General features: G+C 68.6%; 25 protein-coding genes and 1 pseudogene. 11 read left to right on the top strand and 15 right to left on the bottom strand.

What is annotated here, in order from left to right; all coding sequences use genetic code 11:
* Nucleotides 1–66: 66 nt before the first annotated feature.
* The 4 genes from RQG77_RS10650 (at nt 67) to RQG77_RS10665 (ending at nt 3,506) form a co-directional block, all read left to right on the top strand.
* Nucleotides 67–681: a TetR/AcrR family transcriptional regulator gene (locus RQG77_RS10650; protein WP_311244678.1), complete on the top strand. Its 615-nt coding sequence runs from the start codon at nt 67–69 to the stop codon at nt 679–681.
* Between the two features lie 56 nt (nt 682–737).
* Complete coding sequence (locus tag RQG77_RS10655) at nt 738–1,931, top strand: low temperature requirement protein A (protein WP_311244679.1); 1,194 nt, start codon at nt 738–740, stop codon at nt 1,929–1,931.
* 86 nt (nt 1,932–2,017) lie between these two features.
* Nucleotides 2,018–2,323, top strand: a complete 306-nt coding sequence (locus tag RQG77_RS10660) for a helix-turn-helix transcriptional regulator (protein ID WP_311244680.1) — start codon at nt 2,018–2,020, stop codon at nt 2,321–2,323.
* Nucleotides 2,316–3,506 carry a HipA domain-containing protein gene (locus tag RQG77_RS10665; protein ID WP_311244681.1) on the top strand — a complete coding sequence of 397 codons (1,191 nt, stop codon included), beginning with the start codon at nt 2,316–2,318 and terminating at the stop codon, nt 3,504–3,506. Before RQG77_RS10660 ends, RQG77_RS10665 begins: the two co-directional genes overlap by 8 nt.
* A gap of 36 nt (nt 3,507–3,542) precedes the next feature.
* On the opposite strand, the pseudogene RQG77_RS10670 reads toward RQG77_RS10665, so the two are convergent.
* Nucleotides 3,543–3,618, bottom strand: a pseudogene (locus RQG77_RS10670).
* Nucleotides 3,619–3,753: 135 nt separating this feature from the next.
* On the opposite strand from RQG77_RS10670, the gene RQG77_RS10675 reads away from it, so the two are divergent.
* Nucleotides 3,754–4,689: a hypothetical protein gene (locus RQG77_RS10675; RefSeq protein WP_311244682.1), complete on the top strand. Its 936-nt coding sequence runs from the start codon at nt 3,754–3,756 to the stop codon at nt 4,687–4,689.
* Here the strand turns inward: RQG77_RS10675 and RQG77_RS10680 are convergent.
* A complete protein-coding gene (locus RQG77_RS10680; protein ID WP_311244683.1) occupies nt 4,678–5,664 on the bottom strand; it encodes a WYL domain-containing protein in 987 nt (328 codons plus the stop codon). The genes RQG77_RS10675 and RQG77_RS10680 overlap by 12 nt on opposite strands.
* A gap of 61 nt (nt 5,665–5,725) precedes the next feature.
* Here RQG77_RS10680 and RQG77_RS10685 point away from each other — a divergent pair, with 61 nt between their 5' ends.
* Nucleotides 5,726–6,778, top strand: a complete 1,053-nt coding sequence (locus RQG77_RS10685) for an ATP-binding cassette domain-containing protein (protein ID WP_311244684.1) — start codon at nt 5,726–5,728, stop codon at nt 6,776–6,778.
* A complete protein-coding gene (locus RQG77_RS10690) occupies nt 6,775–7,569 on the top strand; it encodes an ABC transporter permease (RefSeq protein WP_311244685.1) in 795 nt (264 codons plus the stop codon). Before RQG77_RS10685 ends, RQG77_RS10690 begins: the two co-directional genes overlap by 4 nt.
* Before the next feature lie 72 nt (nt 7,570–7,641).
* On the opposite strand, the gene RQG77_RS10695 is transcribed toward RQG77_RS10690, so the two are convergent.
* Both RQG77_RS10695 and RQG77_RS10700 read right to left on the bottom strand, forming a co-directional pair.
* On the bottom strand, nt 7,642–8,640 hold the full coding sequence (locus tag RQG77_RS10695; RefSeq protein ID WP_311244686.1) for an NADP-dependent oxidoreductase: 999 nt from the start codon (nt 8,638–8,640) through the stop codon (nt 7,642–7,644).
* 30 nt (nt 8,641–8,670) lie between these two features.
* Nucleotides 8,671–9,384, bottom strand: coding sequence for an SDR family oxidoreductase (locus tag RQG77_RS10700; RefSeq protein WP_311244687.1), 714 nt, complete (start codon nt 9,382–9,384; stop codon nt 8,671–8,673).
* Between the two features lie 107 nt (nt 9,385–9,491).
* Between RQG77_RS10700 and RQG77_RS10705 the strand changes: the two genes are divergently transcribed.
* Complete coding sequence (locus RQG77_RS10705; protein ID WP_311244688.1) at nt 9,492–10,094, top strand: TetR/AcrR family transcriptional regulator; 603 nt, start codon at nt 9,492–9,494, stop codon at nt 10,092–10,094.
* 10 nt (nt 10,095–10,104) lie between these two features.
* Here RQG77_RS10705 and RQG77_RS10710 read toward each other — a convergent pair whose 3' ends face one another.
* From RQG77_RS10710 to RQG77_RS10730, 5 genes are all read right to left on the bottom strand, one after another.
* Entirely contained in the window at nt 10,105–11,550 is a 1,446-nt protein-coding gene (locus tag RQG77_RS10710; RefSeq protein WP_311244689.1) for a DUF6716 putative glycosyltransferase, read from the bottom strand.
* The gene (locus RQG77_RS10715) at nt 11,547–12,419 is read right to left on the bottom strand and encodes an N-acetylneuraminate synthase family protein (protein WP_311244690.1); all 873 of its coding nucleotides are present in this window, start codon (nt 12,417–12,419) and stop codon (nt 11,547–11,549) included. The genes RQG77_RS10710 and RQG77_RS10715 overlap by 4 nt, the downstream gene beginning before the upstream one ends.
* Nucleotides 12,420–12,504: 85 nt before the next feature.
* Nucleotides 12,505–13,731, bottom strand: coding sequence for an acylneuraminate cytidylyltransferase (locus RQG77_RS10720; protein ID WP_311244691.1), 1,227 nt, complete (start codon nt 13,729–13,731; stop codon nt 12,505–12,507).
* A 3-nt stretch (nt 13,732–13,734) separates the two neighbouring features.
* Entirely contained in the window at nt 13,735–15,093 is a 1,359-nt protein-coding gene (locus tag RQG77_RS10725) for a polysialyltransferase family glycosyltransferase (protein ID WP_311244692.1), read from the bottom strand.
* Entirely contained in the window at nt 15,090–16,100 is a 1,011-nt protein-coding gene (locus RQG77_RS10730; protein WP_311244693.1) for a glycosyltransferase family 2 protein, read from the bottom strand. The genes RQG77_RS10725 and RQG77_RS10730 overlap by 4 nt, the downstream gene beginning before the upstream one ends.
* A gap of 124 nt (nt 16,101–16,224) precedes the next feature.
* Here RQG77_RS10730 and RQG77_RS10735 point away from each other — a divergent pair, with 124 nt between their 5' ends.
* Both RQG77_RS10735 and RQG77_RS10740 read left to right on the top strand, forming a co-directional pair.
* On the top strand, nt 16,225–17,136 hold the full coding sequence (locus RQG77_RS10735; RefSeq protein ID WP_311244694.1) for a hypothetical protein: 912 nt from the start codon (nt 16,225–16,227) through the stop codon (nt 17,134–17,136).
* A 37-nt stretch (nt 17,137–17,173) separates the two neighbouring features.
* A complete protein-coding gene (locus RQG77_RS10740) occupies nt 17,174–17,491 on the top strand; it encodes a DUF4229 domain-containing protein (RefSeq protein WP_311244695.1) in 318 nt (105 codons plus the stop codon).
* 45 nt (nt 17,492–17,536) lie between these two features.
* On the opposite strand, the gene RQG77_RS10745 is transcribed toward RQG77_RS10740, so the two are convergent.
* From RQG77_RS10745 to RQG77_RS10765, 5 genes are read right to left on the bottom strand one after another with little or no spacing between them, the layout of a single operon-like run.
* Nucleotides 17,537–18,283 (bottom strand): hypothetical protein, encoded by a 747-nt coding sequence (locus RQG77_RS10745; protein ID WP_311244696.1) that lies wholly within the window; start codon nt 18,281–18,283, stop codon nt 17,537–17,539.
* 25 nt (nt 18,284–18,308) lie between these two features.
* The gene (locus RQG77_RS10750) at nt 18,309–19,286 is read right to left on the bottom strand and encodes a 1,4-dihydroxy-2-naphthoate polyprenyltransferase (protein WP_056514340.1); all 978 of its coding nucleotides are present in this window, start codon (nt 19,284–19,286) and stop codon (nt 18,309–18,311) included.
* A gap of 50 nt (nt 19,287–19,336) precedes the next feature.
* Complete coding sequence (locus RQG77_RS10755) at nt 19,337–19,984, bottom strand: dihydrofolate reductase family protein (protein ID WP_311244734.1); 648 nt, start codon at nt 19,982–19,984, stop codon at nt 19,337–19,339.
* Between the two features lie 33 nt (nt 19,985–20,017).
* Entirely contained in the window at nt 20,018–20,308 is a 291-nt protein-coding gene (locus tag RQG77_RS10760; RefSeq protein WP_311244697.1) for a DUF4287 domain-containing protein, read from the bottom strand.
* A gap of 58 nt (nt 20,309–20,366) precedes the next feature.
* Nucleotides 20,367–20,729 carry a cupin domain-containing protein gene (locus RQG77_RS10765; protein WP_311244698.1) on the bottom strand — a complete coding sequence of 121 codons (363 nt, stop codon included), beginning with the start codon at nt 20,727–20,729 and terminating at the stop codon, nt 20,367–20,369.
* Nucleotides 20,730–20,774: 45 nt separating this feature from the next.
* Here RQG77_RS10765 and RQG77_RS10770 point away from each other — a divergent pair, with 45 nt between their 5' ends.
* A complete protein-coding gene (locus RQG77_RS10770) occupies nt 20,775–21,818 on the top strand; it encodes a DUF5937 family protein (RefSeq protein ID WP_311244699.1) in 1,044 nt (347 codons plus the stop codon).
* Nucleotides 21,819–21,833: 15 nt separating this feature from the next.
* Here RQG77_RS10770 and RQG77_RS10775 read toward each other — a convergent pair whose 3' ends face one another.
* Entirely contained in the window at nt 21,834–22,298 is a 465-nt protein-coding gene (locus tag RQG77_RS10775) for an Lrp/AsnC family transcriptional regulator (RefSeq protein ID WP_056514350.1), read from the bottom strand.
* Nucleotides 22,299–22,312: the final 14 nt, after the last annotated feature.

Genomic DNA, 22,312 nt, shown 5'->3' on the forward strand with positions numbered 1-22,312 from the left:
AAACTGTATCAATACCAGTTTTGTTGTCAAGCCAGTTATGTATCGAGTTCGCGATACCCTGGATGCATGACGAACTCTGAGCCGCTCGGACGCCGCGAACGAAAGAAGGCGGCGACCCGCAAGAACATCTCCGATGTGGCGACGATGATGTTCCTCGAGCGCGGCTTCGACAACGTCAGCATCCGCGAGGTCGCGGATGCGGCCGACGTCTCCCCCACCACCGTGTTCGCGCACTTCCCCCAGAAAGAGGCGCTCGTCTTCGACGAGGACGACGAGCAGCGCGATCGCCTCGTCTCGGCCGTCCGCGACCGCGCCGAGGGCATCACGATCAACCAGGCGATCCGCGACTTCTACGTGGTCGAGGTCGGCGCCAACATCGATGAGCACGGCAACGACGTGACGCGGATCTTCCTCACCTTCCTCAACGAGACGCCCGCGCTGCGCGACTACGCGTCCAGAATGTGGCTCCGCCACGAGGACGCGCTGTCGGACGCGATCGCCGACGAGCTCGGACTCCCCGAGCCGACGGCGGAGATCCGCGTGTACTCGCGCTTCGTCCTGCAGATGCAGCTGCTCGTCAACGAGCACGAGGACCAGCTCGGGATCCTCGACGCCGGGTTCTCCGTCCTTGAGAACGGCTGGGCCCCGGTGGAGGCAGCCCTAACGACGTCAGAGGACTGAATCCGCCCTGGCGGCGTCAACGCCCTCCGCCGTGTCGGCGATGCCAGGATGGTCGCATGGCATTCGGGATGGCTCGTGACGTGCTGCGCCCCACGGACTCTCCGCGCGCGGATCGAGTGACCTATGTCGAGCTGTTCTTCGACCTCGTGTTCGTCCTCGCGCTGACTCAGCTGTCTGCGTACCTCTACGAGAACCAGACCCCTCTGGGTGCATTCGAGGGGGTCATCATGGTGTGCGCGCTGTGGTGGGCATGGGTGTCGACCACCTGGGTGACCAACTGGCTCGACCCCGTGAAGCTTCCCGTGCGCGGTGCGGTGATCGTCCTGGCCTTCGTGGCGCTCGTGATGAGCGTCTCGATCGCCGAGGCGTTCGGCGATCGGGCCTGGGCGTTCGCGATCGCCTACGTCGTCCTCCAGGTCGGGCGCACGGCCTTCATCGTGTGGGCGACAGCCCGCCACGATCGGCGGGTGGCCCGCGATTTCTCGCTCATCCTGTGCTGGACGGTCGCCGGAGGCGCATTGTGGATCGTCGGCGCACTGCTGCCCCTCGAGTGGCAGCTGCCGTTGTGGGCCGCAGCGCTGGCACTCGAACTGCTGGGCACCGTGCTCGGTTTCCCGGTCCCCGGACGGGGGAAGATCCCTCTGCGCTCCTGGGATCTCTCAGGTCCCCACATCGCCGAGCGCACATCCCTCTTCGTACTCATCGCGCTCGGTGAAGGTCTGCTGGTCACCGGCTTCGCGTTCGTCGAGAAGGAATCGTCGGCAGCATCCATCGCCGCGATGGTTACGGCGTTCGTCACTGCAGCGGCCACCTGGTGGATCTATTTCGATCACGGCGAACGCATCGGCGCCGAGGCGATCGAGGCGTCAGATCAGCCGGCCCGGCTCGCGCGCACCGTCTACACGTGGGTGCATCTTCCGATCATCGCCGGCATCGTGCTGATGAGCGTCGGCGACAAAGAGATGCTCGCGCTTCCCGACCAGTACGGACTCGCCGCAACGGTCGTGATCGTCGGCGCACCGATCCTCTTCCTCACCGGTAGCGTGCTGTTCCGCTTCGAACTCGAGGGGCGCTGGGCGCGAGCTCAGCTGGTCGGCCTGGTGGCTCTTGCTCTTCTGGCCGCTGTCGGATTCGCAGGCTTCATCGCCAACGCCCTCACGCTGTCGATCGCGAGCGCGATCGTTCTCGTCGGTGTCGCAGCGGGCGAGACTGTCGAGCGCCTGCGTCTCGGTCGCCGCTCAGGGGGGTGACCGGGCACGTCGAGGATATCTATAAGATAAAGAACCATTGCTTTAAAACTCTTTTAGATAAAGATTTATTGTTCTAAAATGAGTTCATGCCCACGACCCCCACCCCCGTCAAGCGGTCCCTGCGCGTGATCGGGCAGAACCTCGCGAATCAGCGCAAGCTGCTCGGCCTGACAGCGAAGATGGTCGCCGAACGGGCCGGAACCACTCCGCCCACGATCAGCAAGCTTGAGAACGGCGAGGGCACGACACTGGAGATCGCGCTGCGAGTGATGCGCGTGCTGGGCCTGATGGATGCTGTCGTGGCCGCGACGGATCCGTTCGCCACAGAGCGCGGACGCCTACTCGCCGACGAGAAGCTCCCCGAACGCGTCCGAGTGCGCGGCGATGCCTGACGTCTACGAGGTGACGACGGTCATCGGGCGCGAGCAGGTGCTCGCCGGGAGAATCTACCGCACCAGAGCGTCCGGCTCGTTCGAGTACAGCTCGGACTACCTGCGAACGCGAGAAGCTTTCGCGCTCACCCCCGCGCTGGGGCTGTTTCCTGGCGCCCAACCGCTTCTCCCGCTCAACCCGTTCAGCGATTCGGCACCGGACACGTGGGGACGGAAGGTACAGAATCGCGCATCCGGTCGGCGACTGGACGAGCTCACCCTGATGTTCGGCGTCAATGACGAGGGGCGCCAGGGGGCGACCCGCTTCTGGGCCGACGGTGCCGCAGTGGCCTCTGGCGATGGCGTGCCTGTCGAAGCCGATCTGGCAGACATCATCCGCGTCGCCGATCAGATCGAGCGGGGCGAGACGGATATCGATGACGTCGCGGTCCGTCGCCTGTTCCGAGCGACCGGCTCGCTGGGCGGCGCCCGCCCGAAGGCGAACGTGAGGATCGGTGCAGACCTGTGGCTGACGAAGTTCCCCAAGCCCGTCGGTGACGACTGGAACGTGATCGCGTGGGAAGCAGCGATGCTCGATGCGATGCGAGAGGTCGGAATCAATACCCCGCCGCACCGGACGAAGAGCGTGCTTGTCGACGGCACTGCGCGCACGGTGCTCTTCGTGAAGCGATTCGATCGTCTGGACGACGGAACTCGCATCCCCTACATTTCCGCGATGACCGCACTGGAGGCCGCCGACGGAGAGGGCGGGGACTGGATGGACGTCGTCGACTTCGCCCAGATCTCCGGCTCGGATACCGGCGAACTGTGGCGCCGAGCCGTCTTCGGTGCGCTCATCGGAAACCTCGATGATCATCTCCGCAACCACGGCTTTCTCCGGAGCGCCACAGGCTGGAAGCTTGCGCCTGCATTCGATGTCAATCCAGAACCGCTGGGCGACGGCGATGAGCATCAGCTCGCATTGCTGGGAAGTCGTTCCGTCGAGCTCGATTCGTTCATGTCGAACGATGCTCTCAGCCTGTTCCGCGTCAAGAGGCCAGCGGCCGGCCGTTTCTTGGAGCGCATGCACGCGGCCGTCGCTGACCTTCCCCGTTTTGCCGCAGCTCATGGCGCGGACAGCTTCTCGGTGGGAGTCATGGCTTCGCGCATCGACTCAGCGATCACAGCACTGAAGGGACGATGATCGTTCCACGTTCTCGAGGTCAGATCCCGGACGGAGTGGACGCGACGGCGGGAGTCGAACCCGCAACGCCGTCAGGTATGAGCTGAGGCCCGGGACCGCCCGGATCGCCGCGATGGGGACGACGTTACCTGGCCGTGATCCGGAATACCAGGAACGTTGCGGGGATTGACAGAGTGAGTCCGACGATGACGAGAGTCGTCACGCCGCGTCATCCGACACTGTCCGGACTGCGGTGTACGTTCGCCTCATGGCCGTTGATGAGGACACCGCCCCCACCAGCCTGAGGACCCACCGCTATCTGCGGCTGTCGCTCGTCTTCATCGTGTTCGCCCTGCTGACGTCAGTGCTGATCCAGACGGTCGTGACGTCCTGGGAGCCGTTCGCACTCGGTTGGGATCCGCCGCCCTCGATCAGCCACTCCTTCTACACACCGGCCCGCACCGTCTTCGTCGGGGCCCTGATCGCGGCAGCCCTGGCGCTCCTCGCACTCTCGGGACGTGACCGCGCGACGACTTTCCTCGACATCTCGGCGCTCTTCGCCCCACTGATCGCGATCGTGCCGACCGGTCTCGCGAATCGCCAGCGGATCGACGGACACGAGTGCCCGGACAACTTCGAGTGCGTGCCGGTCGAGTTCCAGGGCGACATGCGACTCGGCATCGCCGTCTACGTGGCGGTCGTGTTCGTCGCGGTGCTCACGATGGCGGTGATCCGCCACCGCACTCGCACGCCGAACCCCTCGGCCCGGCTCGTGTCGATCATCGCGCTCATCACCGCCGCCGTCATCGCCGCGCTGGCCTTCGTGCCCGCACTCGATGAGAACTTCCCGTTCAACTTCTGGCCGGTGCACAGCATCCACTTCGTGGTGACCCTGCTGTTCTTCGGAGTCTTCGCCGCGGTGCCGATCCTCTATGCAGGCGGCCCGATCGATGCAGAAGAGACCCCGCCGAGCCCGCGCCAACGATCGATCTACCGCTGGATCGCAGGGCTGCTGATCGTCGACCTCCTGCTGCTCGTCATGGCGCTGCTCTTCCGCCAGGCGTTCGGCGAGACTCCGGTCGTGCTCTTCGGCGAGGCCGTCGCCCTGATCCTGTTCGCCTCGTTCTGGTGGGTGCAGACGTTCCAGCGGTGGGATGACCCGGACCCACCCTCGATCGTCGCGCGCGGGCCGCTACCCGCGTGAGCCTGGAACCGGTGCGTCAAGAGCCCGCAGCAGGCGCCCCAGCGATTCCCTGAGCTCCGCGCGATGCGGCTCGGGGAAGCTCGTCGTGTACTCGACGCCCTCGGGTATCCAGAGCAGCGCATACATCGCCTCCCGCCAGTCCGAGCCGCCGAACGGCCAGCGGGTGCGATCCTCCCCCTCGGCCGTCGCCCCCTCGGACCACGGGCCGAACATGCCCTCCATCACAGGCAACGACAGTTCCATCACGGCATCCGCCTCGACCTTCTGCGGAGTCCACGATGCGGCGATCAGCACCCGCTCCTCGATCTCCTCCTCGGTGATCTCGCGACGTGTGAACAGCACTCGCGTGTGCTCGACCGAGACGATGCGGTCGACGCGGAAGGTCCGCCAATCGTCGCGATCGAGATCCCAGCACAGCAGGAACCACTTGCGCCCAGAGGGAGCGAGGGCGTGCGGCTCGACCCGTCGGGTGCTCTCGGCACCCGCCCCGTCGACGTACTGCATGCGCAGTCGCTCGTGGTCGCGGGTCGCCATCGCGATCTCGCCCAGCACCGCCGGCGACACGACCGGACCGTCACCGATCCGCGGCGGCTGCACGGAGGCGGCGAGAGCATTCACCCGCTGTCGCAGCGCCGACGGCAGCACCTGCTCGAGCTTCGCGAGTGCGGTCAGGGTGACCTCCGCCCCGCCGACGAGCTGCTGCGTCGCCGCCACGCGCAGGCCGATCGCCATCGTGACGGCCTCGTCGTCGGTGAGCAGCAGCGGCGGTACCGCACTGCCGGCCTCGAGGCGGTAGCCGCCGGCCGCTCCCGGCGTCGACTCGACCCGGTATCCGAGCTCGCGCAGCCGGTCGACATCGCGGCGCACGGTGCGCTCCGTGACCCCCAGTCGGCCGGCGAGCTCGGTGCCGGGCCAGTGCCGGTGCGTCTGCAGCAGGTTGAGCAGTGCGAGAGCGCGGGAGGTGGTGTCGGACATGTCTTCAGATTGTCAGATATTGCGGACAGGATCTGTCCTGGTTGGTTCATAGTCTCTGAGCATGTCGAACGAATCCATCATCGAAACAGAAGGCCTGACCAAGGTCTTCACCGTCAAGAAGACGCCGGTGCACGCAGTCACCGACCTCTCCTTCACCGCGGTCCGCGGCGAGCTCGTCGCGTTCCTCGGCCCGAACGGCGCGGGCAAGTCCACGAGCCTGCGGATGCTGACGACACTGATCCCTCCGACCTCAGGCACCGCGCGGGTGGTCGGCCATGACATCCACACGGATGCCGCCGGGGTGCGCGCCCGCATCGGTTATGTCGGCCAGCTCACGAGCGGAAGCTTCTCGCAGCGCGTCCGCGACGAGCTGCTGAGTCAGGGCGCGTTCTACGGCATGACCCGTCGCGACAGCATCCGTCGGGCGGACGAGTTGATCGAGTCGCTCGACCTCGCATCGTTCGCGACGCGCACGGTGCAGCAGCTCAGCGGCGGGCAGAAACGGCGGCTCGACATCGCGCTCGGGCTCATGCACGCCCCGCCGCTGATCTTCCTCGACGAGCCGTCGACCGGGCTCGACCCGCAGAGCCGAGCGAACCTTTGGCAGCACATCCTCGACCTCCGCACGCAGCACGGCACGACGGTGTTCCTCACGACGCACTACCTCGAAGAGGCCGACCGCTATGCCGAACGCGTCATGGTCATGGACAAGGGGCGGATCATCGCCGACGACGACGCGTCGTCGCTGAAGGCGACCCTCGCCGGCGACGTGCTCACCTTCGGCTTCGCGAGCGAGGCGGATGCGGCGAGCGCTCGCCCCGTCATCGCACGGCTCAGCACGGCCGACGCGACCATCGACGGCGACGCGGTGTCGCTCGCCGTCCCCGACGGCGATCAGCTACTGCCGGTGATCGTCCGCGAGCTGGATGCCGCCGGCATCCTCGTGCATCGGGCGACCGGCGTGCCTCCCACGCTCGACGACGTGTTCCTCGCCCTCACCGGGCGCACGCTGCGCGAAGCGGGAGAGGGCGGCGCCGGCGAATCCGACGCAGCATCCGACACCGACGCCGCCCCCGGCAGCATCGAGAACGACAAGACAGGAGTCCTCTCATGACCACCACCGGCCTTCCCCGCACCGACACCCTTGTGCGTTCGAACCTCGCACGCGATACGAAGAACGTGCTCACCCGTGAGCTCAAGCCGGTGCTGCGTGATCCGTTCACACTGATCTTCAGCCTGCTGCAGCCGCTCGTGTTCCTGGGGCTGTTCGCTCCGTTGCTGATCGGCGGTTCCGGTCAGCCGGCGAGCGAGACCTTGGCGTGGTTCGTGCCTGGGGTGCTCGTGATGATCGTGCTGTTCGGCACCGGCGCGACGGGGTCGAATCTGCAATACGAGATGATGACGGGCTCGCACGAGCGCACCCTGGTCGCTCCCCTGGCCCGCTCATCGCTGCTCGTCGGGCGGGCGCTCAAGGAGGTCGCGCCGATCGTCGTGCAGGCGCTCGTGATCGTGCTGATCGCCTGGCCGTTCGGATTCGCGATCAACATTCCGGGGCTGCTGATCGGGCTCGCCCTGCTCGCGGTCTTCGGCGTCGGGCTCGGCTCGTTGTCATACTCGCTGGCACTGGCCACCAAGGACCGGGAGTGGCTGTTCTGGGGAGTGCAGCAGTCGCTGATCTTCCCGCTGCTGATCCTCTCGGGAATGCTGCTGCCGCTCGATGACGGCCCGGCGTGGATGCGCGCGGTCGCCTCGGTCAACCCGGTGAACTGGGTCGTGCAGGCCGAGCGGGCGCTGTTCGCCGGCGACCTCGGCGATGCCACCGTGCTCTGGGGCTGGGTGTCGGCGCTGGCCGTCGCCGCGATCGGCCTCGTCGTGGGGGTTCGGGCCATTCGCCGCAGCAGCTGAGGGCGACGCGACACCGGCTCTGCGCCTCCTCGCCCGATTCGGGCCGGAGGCGCAGAGCCGGGGGCGCCTCGTTCAGCTCTCGAGCGTCGCCACGATCTTGCCCCGACCGCCACCGGACGCGAGGTCGGCGAGGGCCGCCGGGAGCTGCTCGAACGGATAGGTCTTCGAGACGACGGGCGTGATCACCCCGTCATCCACCAGCGACGCGATGGTGCTCAGTTGCGCACCGTCGGCCCGCATGAACAGGAACTCGTAGGTGACCCCGAGTCGCTTCGCCTGGCGCCGGATCTTTCGACTCAGCGCGGCGATCGCGAGCCGCACCACGGGGTTCAGCCCCTTGCGCTTCGCGAACGCGGGGTCGGGCGGCCCCGAGATTCCGACGGCCAGGCCGCCGGGTCTCAACACCCGCAGTGATCTCTCGAGATTCTCTCCGCCGAGACTATCGAGGACGAGGTCGTAGTCCGCGAGCACCTCTTCGAAGTTCTCGGCGCGGTAGTCGACCACGACGTCGGCACCCAGGCGGCGGACGAACTCGGCGTTGGCTGCGCTCGCTGTCGTCGCGACGGTGGCTCCGAGATGCTTGGCGAGCTGGATCGCGATTGAGCCGACGCCGCCAGCGCCCGCGTGGATCAGAACCTTCTGGCCGGGTTCGACCCGGCCCCGCTCGACCAGCGCCTGCCAGGCCGTGAGCGCCACGAGCGGCAGGGATGCGGCCTCGGCCGCCGTGATGCGCGTCGGCACGAGAGCGAGATCCGACTCGGCGACGGCGATCCGTTCGGCGAACGCCCCCATGCGGCGCTCGTCGGGCCGTGCGAACACCCGATCCCCCGGGCGGAACGACTCGACGAGTTCGCCGACGCGGATCACGGTGCCGGCGACGTCGTTGCCGAGCACCACCGGCAGCGAGTACGGCAGGATCTGCGCGAACTCCCCCAGGCGGATCTTCTCGTCGAGCTGGTTGAGGCCGACGGCCTCCACCCGGACCAGGACGTCTCGGTCACCGACCTCGGGTTCAGCGACGTCCCGCAGCTCGAGCGGCTGCTTGTACTTCGTGAGCACGAATGCGCGCATGTTCGTTCTCCTCGGTGTCTCAGGCGGGTGTCAGACGGCGGTCGCGCGCAGCTGCGGATAGACCGCGTCGAGCGGCGCACTGAGACCGGCCTTGAGCTGCACCGAGATCTCGTCGGCGAGCACCTCGTACTCGCCCCGTTCGGTCGCGTCGAGGATCGCCCGCACGAGGTCGGCCGGATCGGTCTTGGGGTCGGAGACGTGCTCGGCCATCGCCGTGTCGACGTAGCCGACGTGCACGCCGACGACGTGCACTCCCGCGGGCGCAAGCTCGAGACGCAACGAGTTGGTGGCCGACCACAGCGCCGCCTTCGTGGCGCTGTAGATGCCGCCGACGGCGAACCACGCGAGAGCCGAGTGGATGTCGATGACCGTGGCTCCGTCGCGTCCCGACAGCAGCGGGGCGTATGCGCGCGTCAGGAACAGCGGGCCGAGGAAGTTGGTCTCGACGTTGCGGCGGATCTCGTCGTCCGTATGCGTGAGTATGCCCGCCGTGGGCACAGAGGCGCCGGCGTTGTTGATCAGCACGGTCACGTCGGATGCCACCTCCACGGCATCGCGGATGGACTGCGCATCGGTGACATCGAGCGTCAGCGGCACCACCCGTGCGTCGTCCCACTCGCGCGGCGTGCGGGCGCTGGCGTAGACCTTGGCAGCTCCCCGTGCGAGCGCCTGGTGCACGAACTGGGTGCCGATACCTCCGTTCGCGCCGGTGACGAGGACGACAGCTCCGTTGAGTGAAGGCATGGACCGCTCTTTCTTTCTTGCGACAATGGGGAATGTTCACTGAGCGTACGCACAAGCGACTCCAGTCATAACCGACTGTACTCAGTTTCTATTCCGAGAGGATCCCCATGTCGACCCAGGCCACGCCTCTCGGGCGCCGCGAGCGGAACAAGCAGCAGAAGCTCGAGCGGATCACGGCGGCCGCAGCCGAGCTCTTCGCCGCCCACGGCATCGACGACGTCACGACCCAGCAGATCGCTGAGAAAGCGGATGTCGGCACCGGGACGCTCTTCCTCTACGCCAAGACGAAGGGCGAACTACTCCTCCTCGTGCAGAACGCGCACTACGCGGTGGCCCTGGAGACCGGCCGCACAGCTGCCGCGCGAGAAGCGGACACCATCGACGCGACGATGGCCCTTCTGCGCCCGATCATCGAGTGCAATCGGGTGCAGGTCGAGAACGGCCGCACGTACCTCCGAGAGATGGTGTTCGGCAACCCGGCCGACTCGCATCACGCCGAGGCGCTGCGGATCGTCGGCGACACCGAGACGGCGCTGACCGGCATCCTGAGCAGCGATCCACAGATCGACGAGCACCGCGCCCAGATACTCGCGCGCATCGTCTCGGCCGCGATGTTCGTCACGATGGCTGCGAGCGTCAACGCGGAAGCGAGCATCGACAAGATCGCCGCGGAAGTCAGGACCCAGGTCGGCGCACTGCTCGACCGGTGAGCGGCGCTGCTCAGCGCCTGATCGAATCGTGGAACGGGTTCGGCTCGAGCGTGAAATCGGTCGACGCATCCGCCCAGGTGCCGCCGTCGACCGGTGCCCGTCGGCGACGGAGCGCCGCGATCGCCTTCGTCGCGGGGGCCCCGACCGCCAGAGCAGCCACACCGGTGAGAGTGTGATCCTCCGACCCCAGCACACTCGCGCGGTGCCATGCCTCGTGCACCGCCCCTCCCCGGGCGGCGGGCACCTGCCTGGCAGGCAGCGCGCCGGCCCTGCGCAACGCGACGAGCTGCTCGACGTGCTCCCACCAGGTCGACTCGACCGAGGGATGGAAGTAGTTGTCGCGCAACCAGTCGGGGTGCGGATGCCGGAAGCGCCCCGCCACGACCTCGCTGCGTCCGCCGAGCAGGCCGCTGCCGACGAAGACCGTGTTCAGCAGGCTCTTGCTCACCCCGAAAGAGTCGAGTGCGATCACCGGCACGCCGAGCGCCACCGCCTCGACAGCTGCGGTCGAGCTCACGGTGACGAGCCCCGCGGCCGTCGACAGCGCCCTGGCCATGGAGCCGTACGACACCACGAGGTTCTCGGGCAGCCGTGCCGGCAGCAGATCGAGGTACGGGTCGCGTTCGAGGTGGGTCTCGGACTCCCCCGGCCGTGAACGCAGCTTCACGACGACACGGCGATGGAGGTCGGCCTCAGCCGCCCGCACCAGGGTCGCCGCGATCTCCGCGCGCTCGTCCCGACCGACCGGCACCAGCGCCTGCGCCGCGAACACGATGTCGGTGGCGGGCATCCGCACCGGACGCAGCTCCGACTGCGGCACCTGTTCCGGCGACCGGGGTCGCTCGGCCACGAGAGTGCCCGTCGGGCCTGCGGTGTCCGAGGTGAGGACGCGCGCACGATCATGCGCGAGCATCCGCGACCTCGACCGCGCGAACGGCAGGGTCGCGAGCGCCGTCGGCACGTGCACCCCGATCCGGCGTCCGAGCTCGGCGAACGCCCGCTCCTCCCGATGCGAGTGCACGACGAACAGATCGGCGTGGCGGCGATATTCCAGAGCTCCGCGCTGGGCGGGGATCGCCATGCCGGGCAGCCCCGCCACGACGACGGGGCGACGGGTGAGACCGTCGATGACCCTGCCCATGAGCCGCACGAACGGACCGCGGCCGGCGAGCAGCACGACGTCGGGTCGCTGGCCCTCGAGCCACCCCGCCGCCTGCGCGAATGCCACCCGGGTGACGTTCTCGGGCAGCATCGCTGTGCCGGTCAGCGCCGTGCGCTGCTGCTCGACGCTCGCCGTCAGCGGTGTCTGCACCAGCAGCAGGTGCGGACGGATGCCGGGCACGCTGCCGAGCAGCGACGCCGACCACTTCACGAACGAGTCGGCGTCCGCGATCGCGACGACCCGCAGCGCACCCGATCCGCTCATCCCCGATCCGCTCACGCCCGCACTGATCATGCCGAGAGGCGACGCAGCTTCGCCATCGGCGCGCGCTCGCTGTCGAAGACGCGCTTGACGCCGTCGCCGAGCGCCGCCTCGATCACGCGGATGTCGCGTACGAGGTGCTCGAGGCCGGTCGGCTCGAGCGAGGCCGCGTGGTCCGATCCCCACATGGTGCGGTCGAGGGTGATGTGGCGCTCGACCGCGACGGCGCCGATCGCGACGGCCGCGAGCGAGATCTGCAGGCCGCGCTCGTGACCCGAGTAGCCCACCGGCACACCGGGGTAGCGGTCGCGCAGCGTGGCGATCGCCCGGAGGTTCGCCTCTTCGGGCTCGAGCGGATACGTCGACGTGGCGTGCATGAGCACCACGCGGTCGGTGCCGAGAGTGGTGAGAGCTCGGTCGATCTGCTCGATCGTCGACATTCCGGTCGAGAGGATGATCGGCTTGCCGGTCTCGCGCAGCGCGACGAGCAGCTCGGTGTCGGTGAGGCTCGCCGAGGCGACCTTGTGGGCTGTGACGTTGAGGTCCTCGAGGAAGTCGACGCTCGGCACATCCCACGGGGAGGCGAACCAGTCGAGGCCGAGCATCGTGGCGTGGTCGCCGATCGCGATGTACTCGTCGCGGCCGAACTCGACGCGGCGACGGTAGTCGAGGTAGCTCATGGTGCCCCACGGCGTCTCGCGAGGCACGTCGCGCATGTGCTCGGGGGTGGAGATCTCGGGCGTGCGCTTCTGGAACTTCACGGCGTCGGCACCCGCCTTCGCAGCGACGTCGATCAGACGCTTGGCGATGTCGACGTCGCCGTTGTGGTTGAGGCCGATCTCCGCGATGAGATAGGCGGGGTGACCGCCGCCGATCACGCGTGAGCCGATGCTGACAGTCATGGTTCCTCCGGTCGTCGAAATGGCCTTCTCTCCTGAGTACGCGCCGGGGATGAACGCCTGGAGACCTGTCGGTTACCGGGGTCGGTCAGGCAGGCAACACCCGTTCGATCAGCTCGCGCACGGCCCCGTGCCCGCCCGTGCGCCCCAGAACGACGCGTGCCGCCTCGAGCACGAGCGGATGCGCGTTCGCGACCGCGATCGGCCAGCCGACGATGCGCAGCGCCGGCAGATCGTTGATGTCGTTGCCGAGGTACGCGATCTCACCGAGCGGGATGCCGTTCTCCTCCGCCCATCCGCGCAGCGCCGACTCCTTGTCTTCGATGCCGTGCAGCACCGGCACGCGGAGCTTGTCGGCCCGCGCGCGCACGACCGGGTTCGCCTCGGTCGAGAGGATCAGCATCGGGATGCCGGCACGACGCAGCAGCGACACCCCCATGCCGTCCTCCCGGCTGACCCGCACGCGCTCGACGCCGTCGGCGTCGACGGTCGCGGTGTCGTCGGTGTGCACCCCGTCGAAGTCGGTCACGATCGCCCGCACCGGAATCCGCTCGGGCGTCTCGTGCAGGGCGGCGAGCGCACGCGCGATCCGCAGCTGCTGCTCGTCGTCGATCTCGATTGCTGTCCATTCGGGCACCTCGGCGATGCGGATGCGTCCGAAGAAGCGGTGCTTCGCCTCACGGAAGCCGTCGGCGCGGAACACGTAGAACGCGCCCGTCTCGAGGAAGTGCGGCTCGCGATCCTGACGCCGCGGCCTGTGGGTCGCGTCGTGGTTCAGTGCCACGGCCGCCCCGGCATCAGCCTGCCCCGCCTCGGCCCGCGCCCACAGGAACCCGTACGTCTCGTGCGCCGAGAACACACTGTCTGCGCCGCCCGCGCGCACCTCGCGCACGGCGTCCGCGAGCACGCCGCTGGGGATGAACGGCGAGGTCGCCTGCAGGAAGGCCACCACATCGGCCCCGTCATCGGACCTGTCGAGCTCGTCGAGCGCGTGCAGGATCGCGCTCTCGGATGATGCCGTGTCACCGGAGATCTCGGCGGGCCGCCGCACGACCCGCGCCCCGGCGGCCGCGCTCACCGCGGCGATCTCGTCGTCGTCGGTCGACACCACCACCAGGTCGATGCCGTCGGCTGCCTGCGCACTGCGCACGGCCCGCTCGATCAGCGGCACGCCGCCGACCCGTCGCACGTTCTTGCGAGGCACGCCCTTCGAGCCGCCCCGCGCCGGGATGATCGCGACCACCCGGGGTGCGGCGTCCTCGTGGTCCTCTTCCGTGCTCGTGCTCGCGCTCATGTCCGTCTTCATGGTCGTCATCCCTCACCGTCCTCGCAGTGCGCGCCACGCGCGTCCGATCCGTCGCCGCGCGCCGAGCGCCGTCAGCCGCAGCTGTTCCACCCGACCGATTCCGCCTGCCGGACGCAGCGCACGACGCACCGCGGTCTCCGGCGGCGCCCCCGGCAGACGCAGCTCCGACAGCCGATCCGGAGCGAAGTACCTGTCGCGGTCGGAGGGGTGGATGCTCGTCAGCAGCGCCTCCGCCCGCCCGCGCAGGTGTCCGGCGACGACCGGCTGCATGGCATAGCCGACCGCGTCGATCAGCAGCTGCATCCGCTCGGGCTGCCGATACGGCGAGTCGCGCCGGGTGAGCGCATCGACGATCGTCGCGGGCACACGGTTGCTGTTCTCATACGGGGTCAGCCGAGAGAGCACGGTGTCGGCGCCGACCGCCTCGATCTCCGTGCCGAACACCGCCTGCACCGTGGGCAGCGCGGTCGAGAACCCGGCGATGACGGCGCGCGCGTCGATCCGCTCGGCCAGCATCTCTGCGGCGAGCGCTCCGCGGTACTCGTGGAAGACGACGCCGTGCACCGCCGCCCGATCGCGCAGCGCGTCGCTCAGCCGAGGCGGCGCGGCGGGATGGGGCTTGAAGACGATGTGCGCGGGCATGAGGTCCGCAGCCCGGTCGATCATGCGGGTCTGCAGCGTCACCTCCTCACTCTCGCTCACGAGCCCGAGCGCAGACAGGTACTGGCCGAGGACGAGCACGGTCGACTGCCCATCGAACGCGCTGACGAGATCGGCCGCGTCATCCACCCCCGCCGCCGTCTCGGCGAGCACCGCGCGGAACAGCGCAGGAGAGACAGGTACCGGCGTCGCGGTGGGAGAACCGACCAGCGGCGTCACCCCCGGCACGACTTCGGCGTGCACGACGCGGCCGATTCGGGCGGTCACCGTGTGGGGCAGACGCACGCGCATGGGCGAGTAGGTCATCAGCCCGTCGCCGATGATCGTGAGCCGAGCGTGCGGAAAGAGCATCATCAGGGTGCGAGCGGGGGCGACCTGCGGGCTCTGCACCAGCACCTCGAGGTCGTCGCCGTCGAGGCCCCAGGCGCGCGTGAACAGCCTGCGCAGCAGCGGCAGATCGGCGGCATCCGGCTTCCACGAGCTCGGATGCAGCGGACCGAGCAGTGCACTCAGATCCTCGACCCGGTCGAACCGATCCCGAAGACTCGCCAGCGCGGGGTCGGCGAGGATGCCCACTGACGTCTCCGGCACCCGCGACGAGACGAACGGCACGAGGATGCGCTCGCCGTGCTCTCCGAGGAGGCCTTCGTCGAGCGCGGCCGCGGCCGTCGCGAGTCCGTACGCGCTGTGCAGCGCGAAGAGCTGGGTCATGCGGCACGACCGACCGCGCGCAGCAGTGGGGCGAGCACGCGCCGCCGCGGGCCGTCGAGTCGCGCCAGCACCGCTGCAGACTCGGTCTCGGGCAGCCGTGCGAGCAGTCCGCGGATGCCCGCGCGCATCTCGGCGCGCAGAGACGGCGTCATCCGCCGTGCCCGCACGAGGTGCCGCGAGCTCAGCGCCAGCACGGTCCACACCGCCTTCGGCAGGAAGCGGTCGGCCTCGGCATCCGCCGCCGCGATGTCGAGCACCTCGTCCATGGCGCGGACGAAGTCGAGCTGTCGCCGATCGCGCACCTGGGTGAGCGACGTCGACACCCCTCGGCGATAGAGGAGGGCCGGAGCATCGACCACCGCGAACGAGCGGGCCTGCAGGTGCAGGCGCCAGATCCACGGGCGATCCTCGGCGGTGAAGAGTCCGGGGGTGAATGCGGCGAGACCATCGTCGATCAGCCGGCGATGCAGCATGCCCGCCCACGCGAACGGGTAGTCGACCATGGTCGGCTCGTTCTCGGGCAGGATCGCCTCGCGCGGCGAGCCCACCCGCTCGCGCCACGGGTACGGGGCCGGCACGAGGGTGCGCACGCCGGCCTTCACGGTCACGTGATCCGTGCGCACGAAGTCGCAGTCCAGGTCGCGCAGGCGACGCGTCAGCACGTCGAGCCGCTGCGGCTGCATCCAGTCGTCCCCGTCGAGGAAGCAGAAGGCGTCGCCCTCGACGTGCGCGAGTCCCTGGTTGCGGGCGCTCGCGAGCCCCTGGGGCTGCGGGTTCTCGATGACTGTCGAGTGCGGGAAACGCTCGGCGTAACGCCGCATCAGCGTTCCGGTGTCGTCGCGGGATCCGTCGTCGATCGCGACGAGCTTGAGCGCCGCCGGGTCGTCGAACTGGCGGGTCAGCGTCTCGAGCGTCGTGCCGATGTAGGCGCCCGCATCCTTGGCGGGCAGGATGACGGTGACGAGCGGTGTGCGCACAGAACTCCCCCGGGTCGACGGTCTCGGCATGCTCGCAGGCGATCGTTGCCGGTCGGGGACGCGAGGGTGAACGTGCGGTGACGCGATCGGATGCATCCGCTGAGCGCGGTACGGCGGATTCGCGCCTCGCTCGGCGATCGGCGACGATGGGACCATGCTCTGGCCGTTCGGAACGACATGGCGCCCGGTGCGGCAGAAGCACCGCGGCACCGTCGACCTGCGTTGGCTGAGCGCCCGTACGTGGACGCGCCGCTGGTATCCGCAGGGCATCGACCTCGGACTGTGGCACGGTCGGCGCACCCTCGCCGTGAGCTGGTTCCGTCAACAGCTCGACGGGCACCACCTGGCCTCGCGGGTCGCGTTCGTCGACCTCGACCGGTCACGCCACCTCGACGTGCTGCTCGCCGTCGAGGAGGACGGCGAGCTGCAGCCCGCACGGATCCACGCCGGGGGCCTTGCCTGGTTCGACGACCGCCTCTTCGTCGCAGCGACCGGCAAGGGCATCTGGGAGTTCGACCTCGCCCGCATCCGCCGCGTCCGAGGCGCGGACGCGCGACGCCTCGCCGGTGCCGGCGGTCGTGGCGTGCGCGCCACCGCACTCGTCGCGGTGCGCACCCGCGTGCATCCCGTCGACATCCGCTGCTCGTACCTCGGTCGAGTGTTCGACGACGACGGCACGCCGCTCCGCCGCGTCCTGATCGGCGAGTACACGAAGGACGACCAGGGGCGCGTCGCGGAGTTCTCCATCCCGGAGTCCGACGACGACGGCTTCCACGAGGAGAGCCGCTTCACCCCCGGCATCCGCCACATGCAGGGCGCGGTGCGCTGGGGCGACCGGCACTTCGTCTCGCAGTCCGACCGCATGCACCCAGGAATCCTCTGGACCGGCGACCGCGACGCCCTGGTGCGCGACGAGATGCCACTTCCGGTCGGATGCGAGGACCTCGCCCTCGACCTCGACGCGAAGCTGCTGTGGTCGCTCGGGGAGCATCCGTGGAGGCGCGTCGTACGCGGCATCCCGTTCGCTTCTCTCGGCGTCGGCGACGCACAGCGCTCGGACGGCTGACAGCAGACGCCTCAGGTCGCGAACGTAGACTGTCCGCGTGAAGAACCGCGCACCTTTCCTCGTCTACACCGTGCTCCGACTGCTGGCATTCCTCGTGCCGCTCGCGATCCTGTGGTTCTTCTTCCCGATCTTCCGCGAGTTCTGGTGGCTGGCCGCGATCTTCGCCGCCCTCATCGGCGTCAGCATCTCGATGCTCTTCCTGCGCGCACCGCTGACCGACGCATCGGCGCGACTGGTCGAGCGTCGGGGCGGACGCAGCGAAGCCGAGCAGGCCGACGCGGATGCCGAGGACGAGGCGATCGACGGCTCCGGGCACCCCGAGTCGGGCAGCACCGAGTCGACGCCGCGAGGCTGAGAACGAGATCGAGACCGAGAGGTCACGCATGGCCGTCGTGCTCGGTCAACGACCGGCGGGCGCGACGAACATCTCCTCGATGATTGCGACGATCGACTCTCGATCATGATGGTCGAGCGCCGCGCACCGATCGATGATGGTTGCGACAGCGACGGGGTCGGCCCGCAAGCGGTCCGTCGGCCACCGCACGACGTTCTCCGATGTCGTGAGCTCGATCACTCGTCCCCGCGGGGAAGCGGCGAGGAGTGAGCTCCAACGCACGGTCTCGCTCGCACCGAGAACGCGGACGGCCGTGACACCGTCGGCGTTCACACGGATGTCGACGCGTCGGATGCTGCGCACGATGAGCCGCACTGCATACACGAGTCCGGCGGAGAGGAGGAGCGCGAAGCCGCCGAAGAACATCGGCAGGTCGAGACCGGGCGTGGTCCACACCACGACGACGAGGACCGACGCTGCGGCGAGCGCGACGAAGAAGAGGACCGCGAGCGCGACAGCCCCGCGGTAGGTGCGGAACGTCACGCCGTCGGATTCGATGTCCGCGACCACATGACCTTCACCCCACGACGGCGCCCGCCCTTCGAGCGCACGCTCCAGAACACCTGCAACGACCATGACGGCCACGAATGCGTAGAGCGCCGGTTGCCCGGACGCCACGACGACCGCGAGTCCCACGAGCAACAGCACGCCGAGCGCGAGCACCGCCCAGGTCGGAGCCTGAGGGGGAGGCTTCTGCTGCTCCTGGCGCCGCACCTGTGCGACGAATCCGTCGATCCTGCGGGATGTCTCCATGCTCGCGCCCGTCGGTTCGCCAGACTCAGCCGGCGAGCGCCCAGAAGAACGCGCCGGCGTAGAGCAGCGCGGTCAGCGAGGTCAGCGCCAGCGCGATGACCAGCTCCTTCGCCTGACGGTACGTCCAGACGATCAGGATCGCCGGGAGCCCCGAGAGCAGCGCCAGCAGTCCGATCCAGGCGATGGGGTACAACAGCGCGATGAACGCCAGGATGCCGAAGGGCGCCAGCACGAACAGCGTGAACAGCACCTGCGTCGCGCGCTTTCCGATCAGGACCGTCAGGGTGCGCTTGCCGACCAGACGGTCCTGGTCGATGTCGCGCAGGTTGTTGGCGAGCAGCACGGCGCAGGCGAACAGCCCTGCGGCGATGGCTCCGAGCCAGGCCTGCTGCGGCAGCGTGAAGGCCTGCACCCAGGTGGTGCCGAGGGTCGCGACGAGCCCGAAGAAGATGAAGACGAAGACCTCGCCGAGAGCGTTGTAGCCGTAGGGGCGCTTGCCACCGGTGTAGAACCAGGCGGCGATGATGCAGGCCGCGCCGATGGCGAGCATCCACCACTGCTCCGTGCGGATGACGATCGCGACGCCGACCGCCGCGGCGAGGGCGAAGAACACGAGCGCCGCGATGAGCACGGTGCGGGGCTTCACTCGACCCGATGCCGTGAGGCGGGCAGGGCCGACGCGCACCGCATCCGTGCCACGGATGCCGTCGCTGTAGTCGTTCGCGAAGTTGACGCCGATCTGCAGCAGCACCGCGACCGCGAGGCACGCGAGGGCGATGACCCAGTGGAACTCCGGACCCGTGCTGCGCGCGGCACCGGTGCCGATCACGACCGGCGCGATCGCGAGTGGCAGCGTGCGCACGCGAGCGGCGCCGATCCAGTCGCCGACCGTGACAGGGCCCGCCTCGATGACGGGCCGCTGGGCCGGGTTGCCACTCGCCCGCTTCGCGGGGTTGCCGCTCACACGGGTCGGATTCTTCTTGCGCTTCGAGGATGCTGCCACGCAGGGAATCCTACTGGGGCACGCGATGGAGGCCTGCGCGGTTGTGGCCGTCAGTCGCGACGGAACGTCAGGTGCGTGACGCCGGACTCGGCGACCTCCGACTCGACGTCGTAGCCGTTCTCGATACCTCGGAGGCCGTCCCAGATGCGCTCGCCGCTGCCCAGCACGAGCGGAGCGACGGCGAGGTGCACCCGGTCGACCAGCCCCGCGCGGAGGAACTGCCGCACGACGTCGATGCCGCCGCCGATGCGCACGTCGTCGCTGCCCGCCGCATCGATCGCACGCGGCAGGATCTCTTCCGGCGCCGCATCGACGAAGTGGAAGACCGTGCCGTTCGCGAACTCGATCGAGTCGCGGCGAGTGTGAGTGAGCACGAAGACCGGCACATGGAAGGGCGGCTCATCACCCCACCAGCCGCGCCACTGCGGGTCATCCGGATTCTGGTGCAGACCGAACATGCCCGCGCCCATGATCTCGGCGCCGATGCCTTCGAAGTAGGCGTGGGCGTACTTCTCGTCGATCCCCGTCGTGCCGGCGCCGGAGTCGTCGCCCAGCACACGGGTACGGAACGTGCGCGTGGCGGCATACGCCGCGACCAGACGCGGCCAGTCGTCACCGAACGGCTTCTCGGGAGTCTGATCGGTGGTGGTCGCGAATCCGTCGAGGGAGACGTTGAGATCGACGCGGACAGCCATGATGGTCTCTTTTCTGCAGTTGCCGATTGATGCGGGTCAGGCGTTCGGGTTACTGCCCTTGCCGTCGAGCCATAGGGTGTCGGACGCATCACCGTGCGCACCGCCCTTGCCGACGTGCTTGTCGTTGATCTTCGGTCCTTTGAGGATCACGTGCACCATCGCCTGGGCATGGCCGTGACCGAGGCTGTACTCCTCCTTGAGCCAGTTGAGCACCACCGTCGATTTCGTGGTCTCGTCGAACCCCTGCTCCTTGGCGAGCTCGATGAACTGCCGAGGGGTGAGGCCGGTCTGGGTCTCGACCTTGTCGAGGTATGCCTGGAAGGACATGGATGCTCCTGAATATGTCGGTGTGAAGCGGATGATCGTCGGTGCGGGTGCGGGTGCGTCAATCGTCGGAGAGGAAGGTCTGGATGATCGCGGCCGACGCGTGGATGCCGATGAGGCGCAGCGTCCCCTCGCCGACGTTCGTGAAGCAGTGTGGCACGAAAGCGGGACCCGTCGCGGTGTCGCCCGCAGTCGCGACGAGCGTCTCGTCGCCGACTGTGATGCGCACCGTGCCCTCGAGCACCACCCAGGTCTCGGGGTATGGATGCCAGTGCAGCCCGGGGCCTTCACCCGGCTGGTTCTCGACATAGAAGTACGAGATCCCCGCACCGTGCTCGGCACCGACGAACCTGCGGCTTCGGCCGGTGCCGATGCGGATGTCCGCTGCGGCGACGGCTTCGAGAGCTGAGGGGGTGGTGTGCATGAGCCCAGTCTCGACAGACGTGACGCCTCGTCCTAGAGTTTCGATGTGGATCGAAACATATCTTTCGAGCGGACGGATGCACCGGTCGAGGGCCTCGAGCATCCGGGCCACCGAGTCGAGTTCCATCTGAGCCCTGGTGACATCCAGGCCGTGCGGTTCGGGATCTCCCCCGGCCACGAGCTCGCCCATGCAGTGCGCATCCTGCTGCGCCCCGAGCAGCATCCGCTGCAGTGGGGATGGCTGCGCGCCGTGCGGGATCGGCTGCCGCGTGAGAGCTTCCGACTGCTCGCCGCCGTGATCGGCGATGACGGCTACCTGCCCGACTTCCTCACCGCGACGCCACGGTGGGACATGACCCCGGATGCCGAGCTCGCAGCGCTCCGAGATACCGCCCTCGATCCGATGCGGGTCGATCTCGGCAAGATGGTGCTCCGCTCGTCCGGATCGCGTCAGCAGGCGCTGCGGGAGATGCAGGAGCATCCGGCTCGAGCCCGCGAGATGATCGCGACCGCCTGGTCAGAGGTGTGGGACGCCGCTCTCGCGCCGGTGTGGCCGCAGATCGAGCGACTCCTGCGTGCCGATGTCTCGGTGCGAGCGCGCGTCATCGCGACGTCCGGCATCGCGGGGATGTCCGGAGCTCTGCATTCCACGGTGAGCTGGGGCGACGGAGCCGTGCGGGTCTCGCTGCGCAGACACAGCGAGCAGGTCGACTGCCGCGGAAGCGGCCTCGTGCTCGTCCCCTCGGTCATGTCGTCGTGGGGATGCATGGTGCTCACCGAGCCGCCGGCGCAGCCGACGCTCTTCTACCCGGCGCGGGGTGTGACCTCGGGCTGGGCGCGCGAGGCCCAGGAGATCGCCGACGCGCTCGGCGCCCTGCTCGGCCCCGCCCGCGCATCGATCCTGCTCGCTGCCGGCGCCGAGCGCACCACGTCGCAGGTGGCGCAGGATGCGGGGATCGCCGTGTCCACGGCATCCCATCACCTCACGGTCCTCCGCGACGCCGGGCTCGTCTCCAGCGAACGCGACGGCGCCAGGATGATGCATCTGCGCACCCCTCTCGGCGAGGCGATGGTCGGCGCACTGCTGTAGCCGCGGGCGCCCCTGTTACTCGGATGACTCCGGTGCGACGGCGATGATCGGCCGGTGCTCGTAATAGGTCTGCAGCACGACGGTGGTGCGGGTGCTCACGTTCGCGGCGAGGCGGATGTCGCGGACGAGCTCTTCGAGCGCGCGGGGCGAGGCGACCCGCACGAACAGCATGTAGCTCGCGTCGCCGGCGATCGAGTGGCATGCCTCGATCGCGTCGAGGTGCTCGAGGAGCTCCGGCGCATTGTCGGGCTGCGCGGGGTCGAGAGGGGTGATCTCGATGAACGCCGAGAGCGGGGTGCCGACAAGTTCGGGGTCGAGGATCGCGCGGTACCCGGTGATGACCCCACGGGTCTCGAGGCGACGGAGTCGCGACTGCACGGCCGACACCGACAGGCCCACGGCATCCGACAACTGAGACAGAGTCGCCCGGCCGTCTCGAGAGATCGCGGCCAGGATCGCGCGGTCGACAGAATCATCCATGGATGTAAGATTAT

It is taken from the genome of Microbacterium sp. WCS2018Hpa-23 (genome assembly GCF_031843845.1).
GTDB lineage: Bacteria > Actinomycetota > Actinomycetes > Actinomycetales > Microbacteriaceae > Microbacterium.

Coding starts and splice junctions, on each gene's coding strand:
- RQG77_RS10650 (WP_311244678.1), top strand. CDS start 67: ATGACGAACTCTGAGCCGCTCGGACGCCGCGAACGAAAGAAGGCGGCG.
- RQG77_RS10655 (WP_311244679.1), top strand. CDS start 738: ATGGCATTCGGGATGGCTCGTGACGTGCTGCGCCCCACGGACTCTCCG.
- RQG77_RS10660 (WP_311244680.1), top strand. CDS start 2,018: ATGCCCACGACCCCCACCCCCGTCAAGCGGTCCCTGCGCGTGATCGGG.
- RQG77_RS10665 (WP_311244681.1), top strand. CDS start 2,316: ATGCCTGACGTCTACGAGGTGACGACGGTCATCGGGCGCGAGCAGGTG.
- RQG77_RS10675 (WP_311244682.1), top strand. CDS start 3,754: ATGGCCGTTGATGAGGACACCGCCCCCACCAGCCTGAGGACCCACCGC.
- RQG77_RS10680 (WP_311244683.1), bottom strand. CDS start 5,664: ATGTCCGACACCACCTCCCGCGCTCTCGCACTGCTCAACCTGCTGCAG.
- RQG77_RS10685 (WP_311244684.1), top strand. CDS start 5,726: ATGTCGAACGAATCCATCATCGAAACAGAAGGCCTGACCAAGGTCTTC.
- RQG77_RS10690 (WP_311244685.1), top strand. CDS start 6,775: ATGACCACCACCGGCCTTCCCCGCACCGACACCCTTGTGCGTTCGAAC.
- RQG77_RS10695 (WP_311244686.1), bottom strand. CDS start 8,640: ATGCGCGCATTCGTGCTCACGAAGTACAAGCAGCCGCTCGAGCTGCGG.
- RQG77_RS10700 (WP_311244687.1), bottom strand. CDS start 9,384: ATGCCTTCACTCAACGGAGCTGTCGTCCTCGTCACCGGCGCGAACGGA.
- RQG77_RS10705 (WP_311244688.1), top strand. CDS start 9,492: ATGTCGACCCAGGCCACGCCTCTCGGGCGCCGCGAGCGGAACAAGCAG.
- RQG77_RS10710 (WP_311244689.1), bottom strand. CDS start 11,550: ATGATCAGTGCGGGCGTGAGCGGATCGGGGATGAGCGGATCGGGTGCG.
- RQG77_RS10715 (WP_311244690.1), bottom strand. CDS start 12,419: ATGACTGTCAGCATCGGCTCACGCGTGATCGGCGGCGGTCACCCCGCC.
- RQG77_RS10720 (WP_311244691.1), bottom strand. CDS start 13,731: ATGACGACCATGAAGACGGACATGAGCGCGAGCACGAGCACGGAAGAG.
- RQG77_RS10725 (WP_311244692.1), bottom strand. CDS start 15,093: ATGACCCAGCTCTTCGCGCTGCACAGCGCGTACGGACTCGCGACGGCC.
- RQG77_RS10730 (WP_311244693.1), bottom strand. CDS start 16,100: ATGCCGAGACCGTCGACCCGGGGGAGTTCTGTGCGCACACCGCTCGTC.
- RQG77_RS10735 (WP_311244694.1), top strand. CDS start 16,225: ATGCTCTGGCCGTTCGGAACGACATGGCGCCCGGTGCGGCAGAAGCAC.
- RQG77_RS10745 (WP_311244696.1), bottom strand. CDS start 18,283: ATGGAGACATCCCGCAGGATCGACGGATTCGTCGCACAGGTGCGGCGC.
- RQG77_RS10760 (WP_311244697.1), bottom strand. CDS start 20,308: ATGTCCTTCCAGGCATACCTCGACAAGGTCGAGACCCAGACCGGCCTC.
- RQG77_RS10765 (WP_311244698.1), bottom strand. CDS start 20,729: ATGCACACCACCCCCTCAGCTCTCGAAGCCGTCGCCGCAGCGGACATC.
- RQG77_RS10775 (WP_056514350.1), bottom strand. CDS start 22,298: ATGGATGATTCTGTCGACCGCGCGATCCTGGCCGCGATCTCTCGAGAC.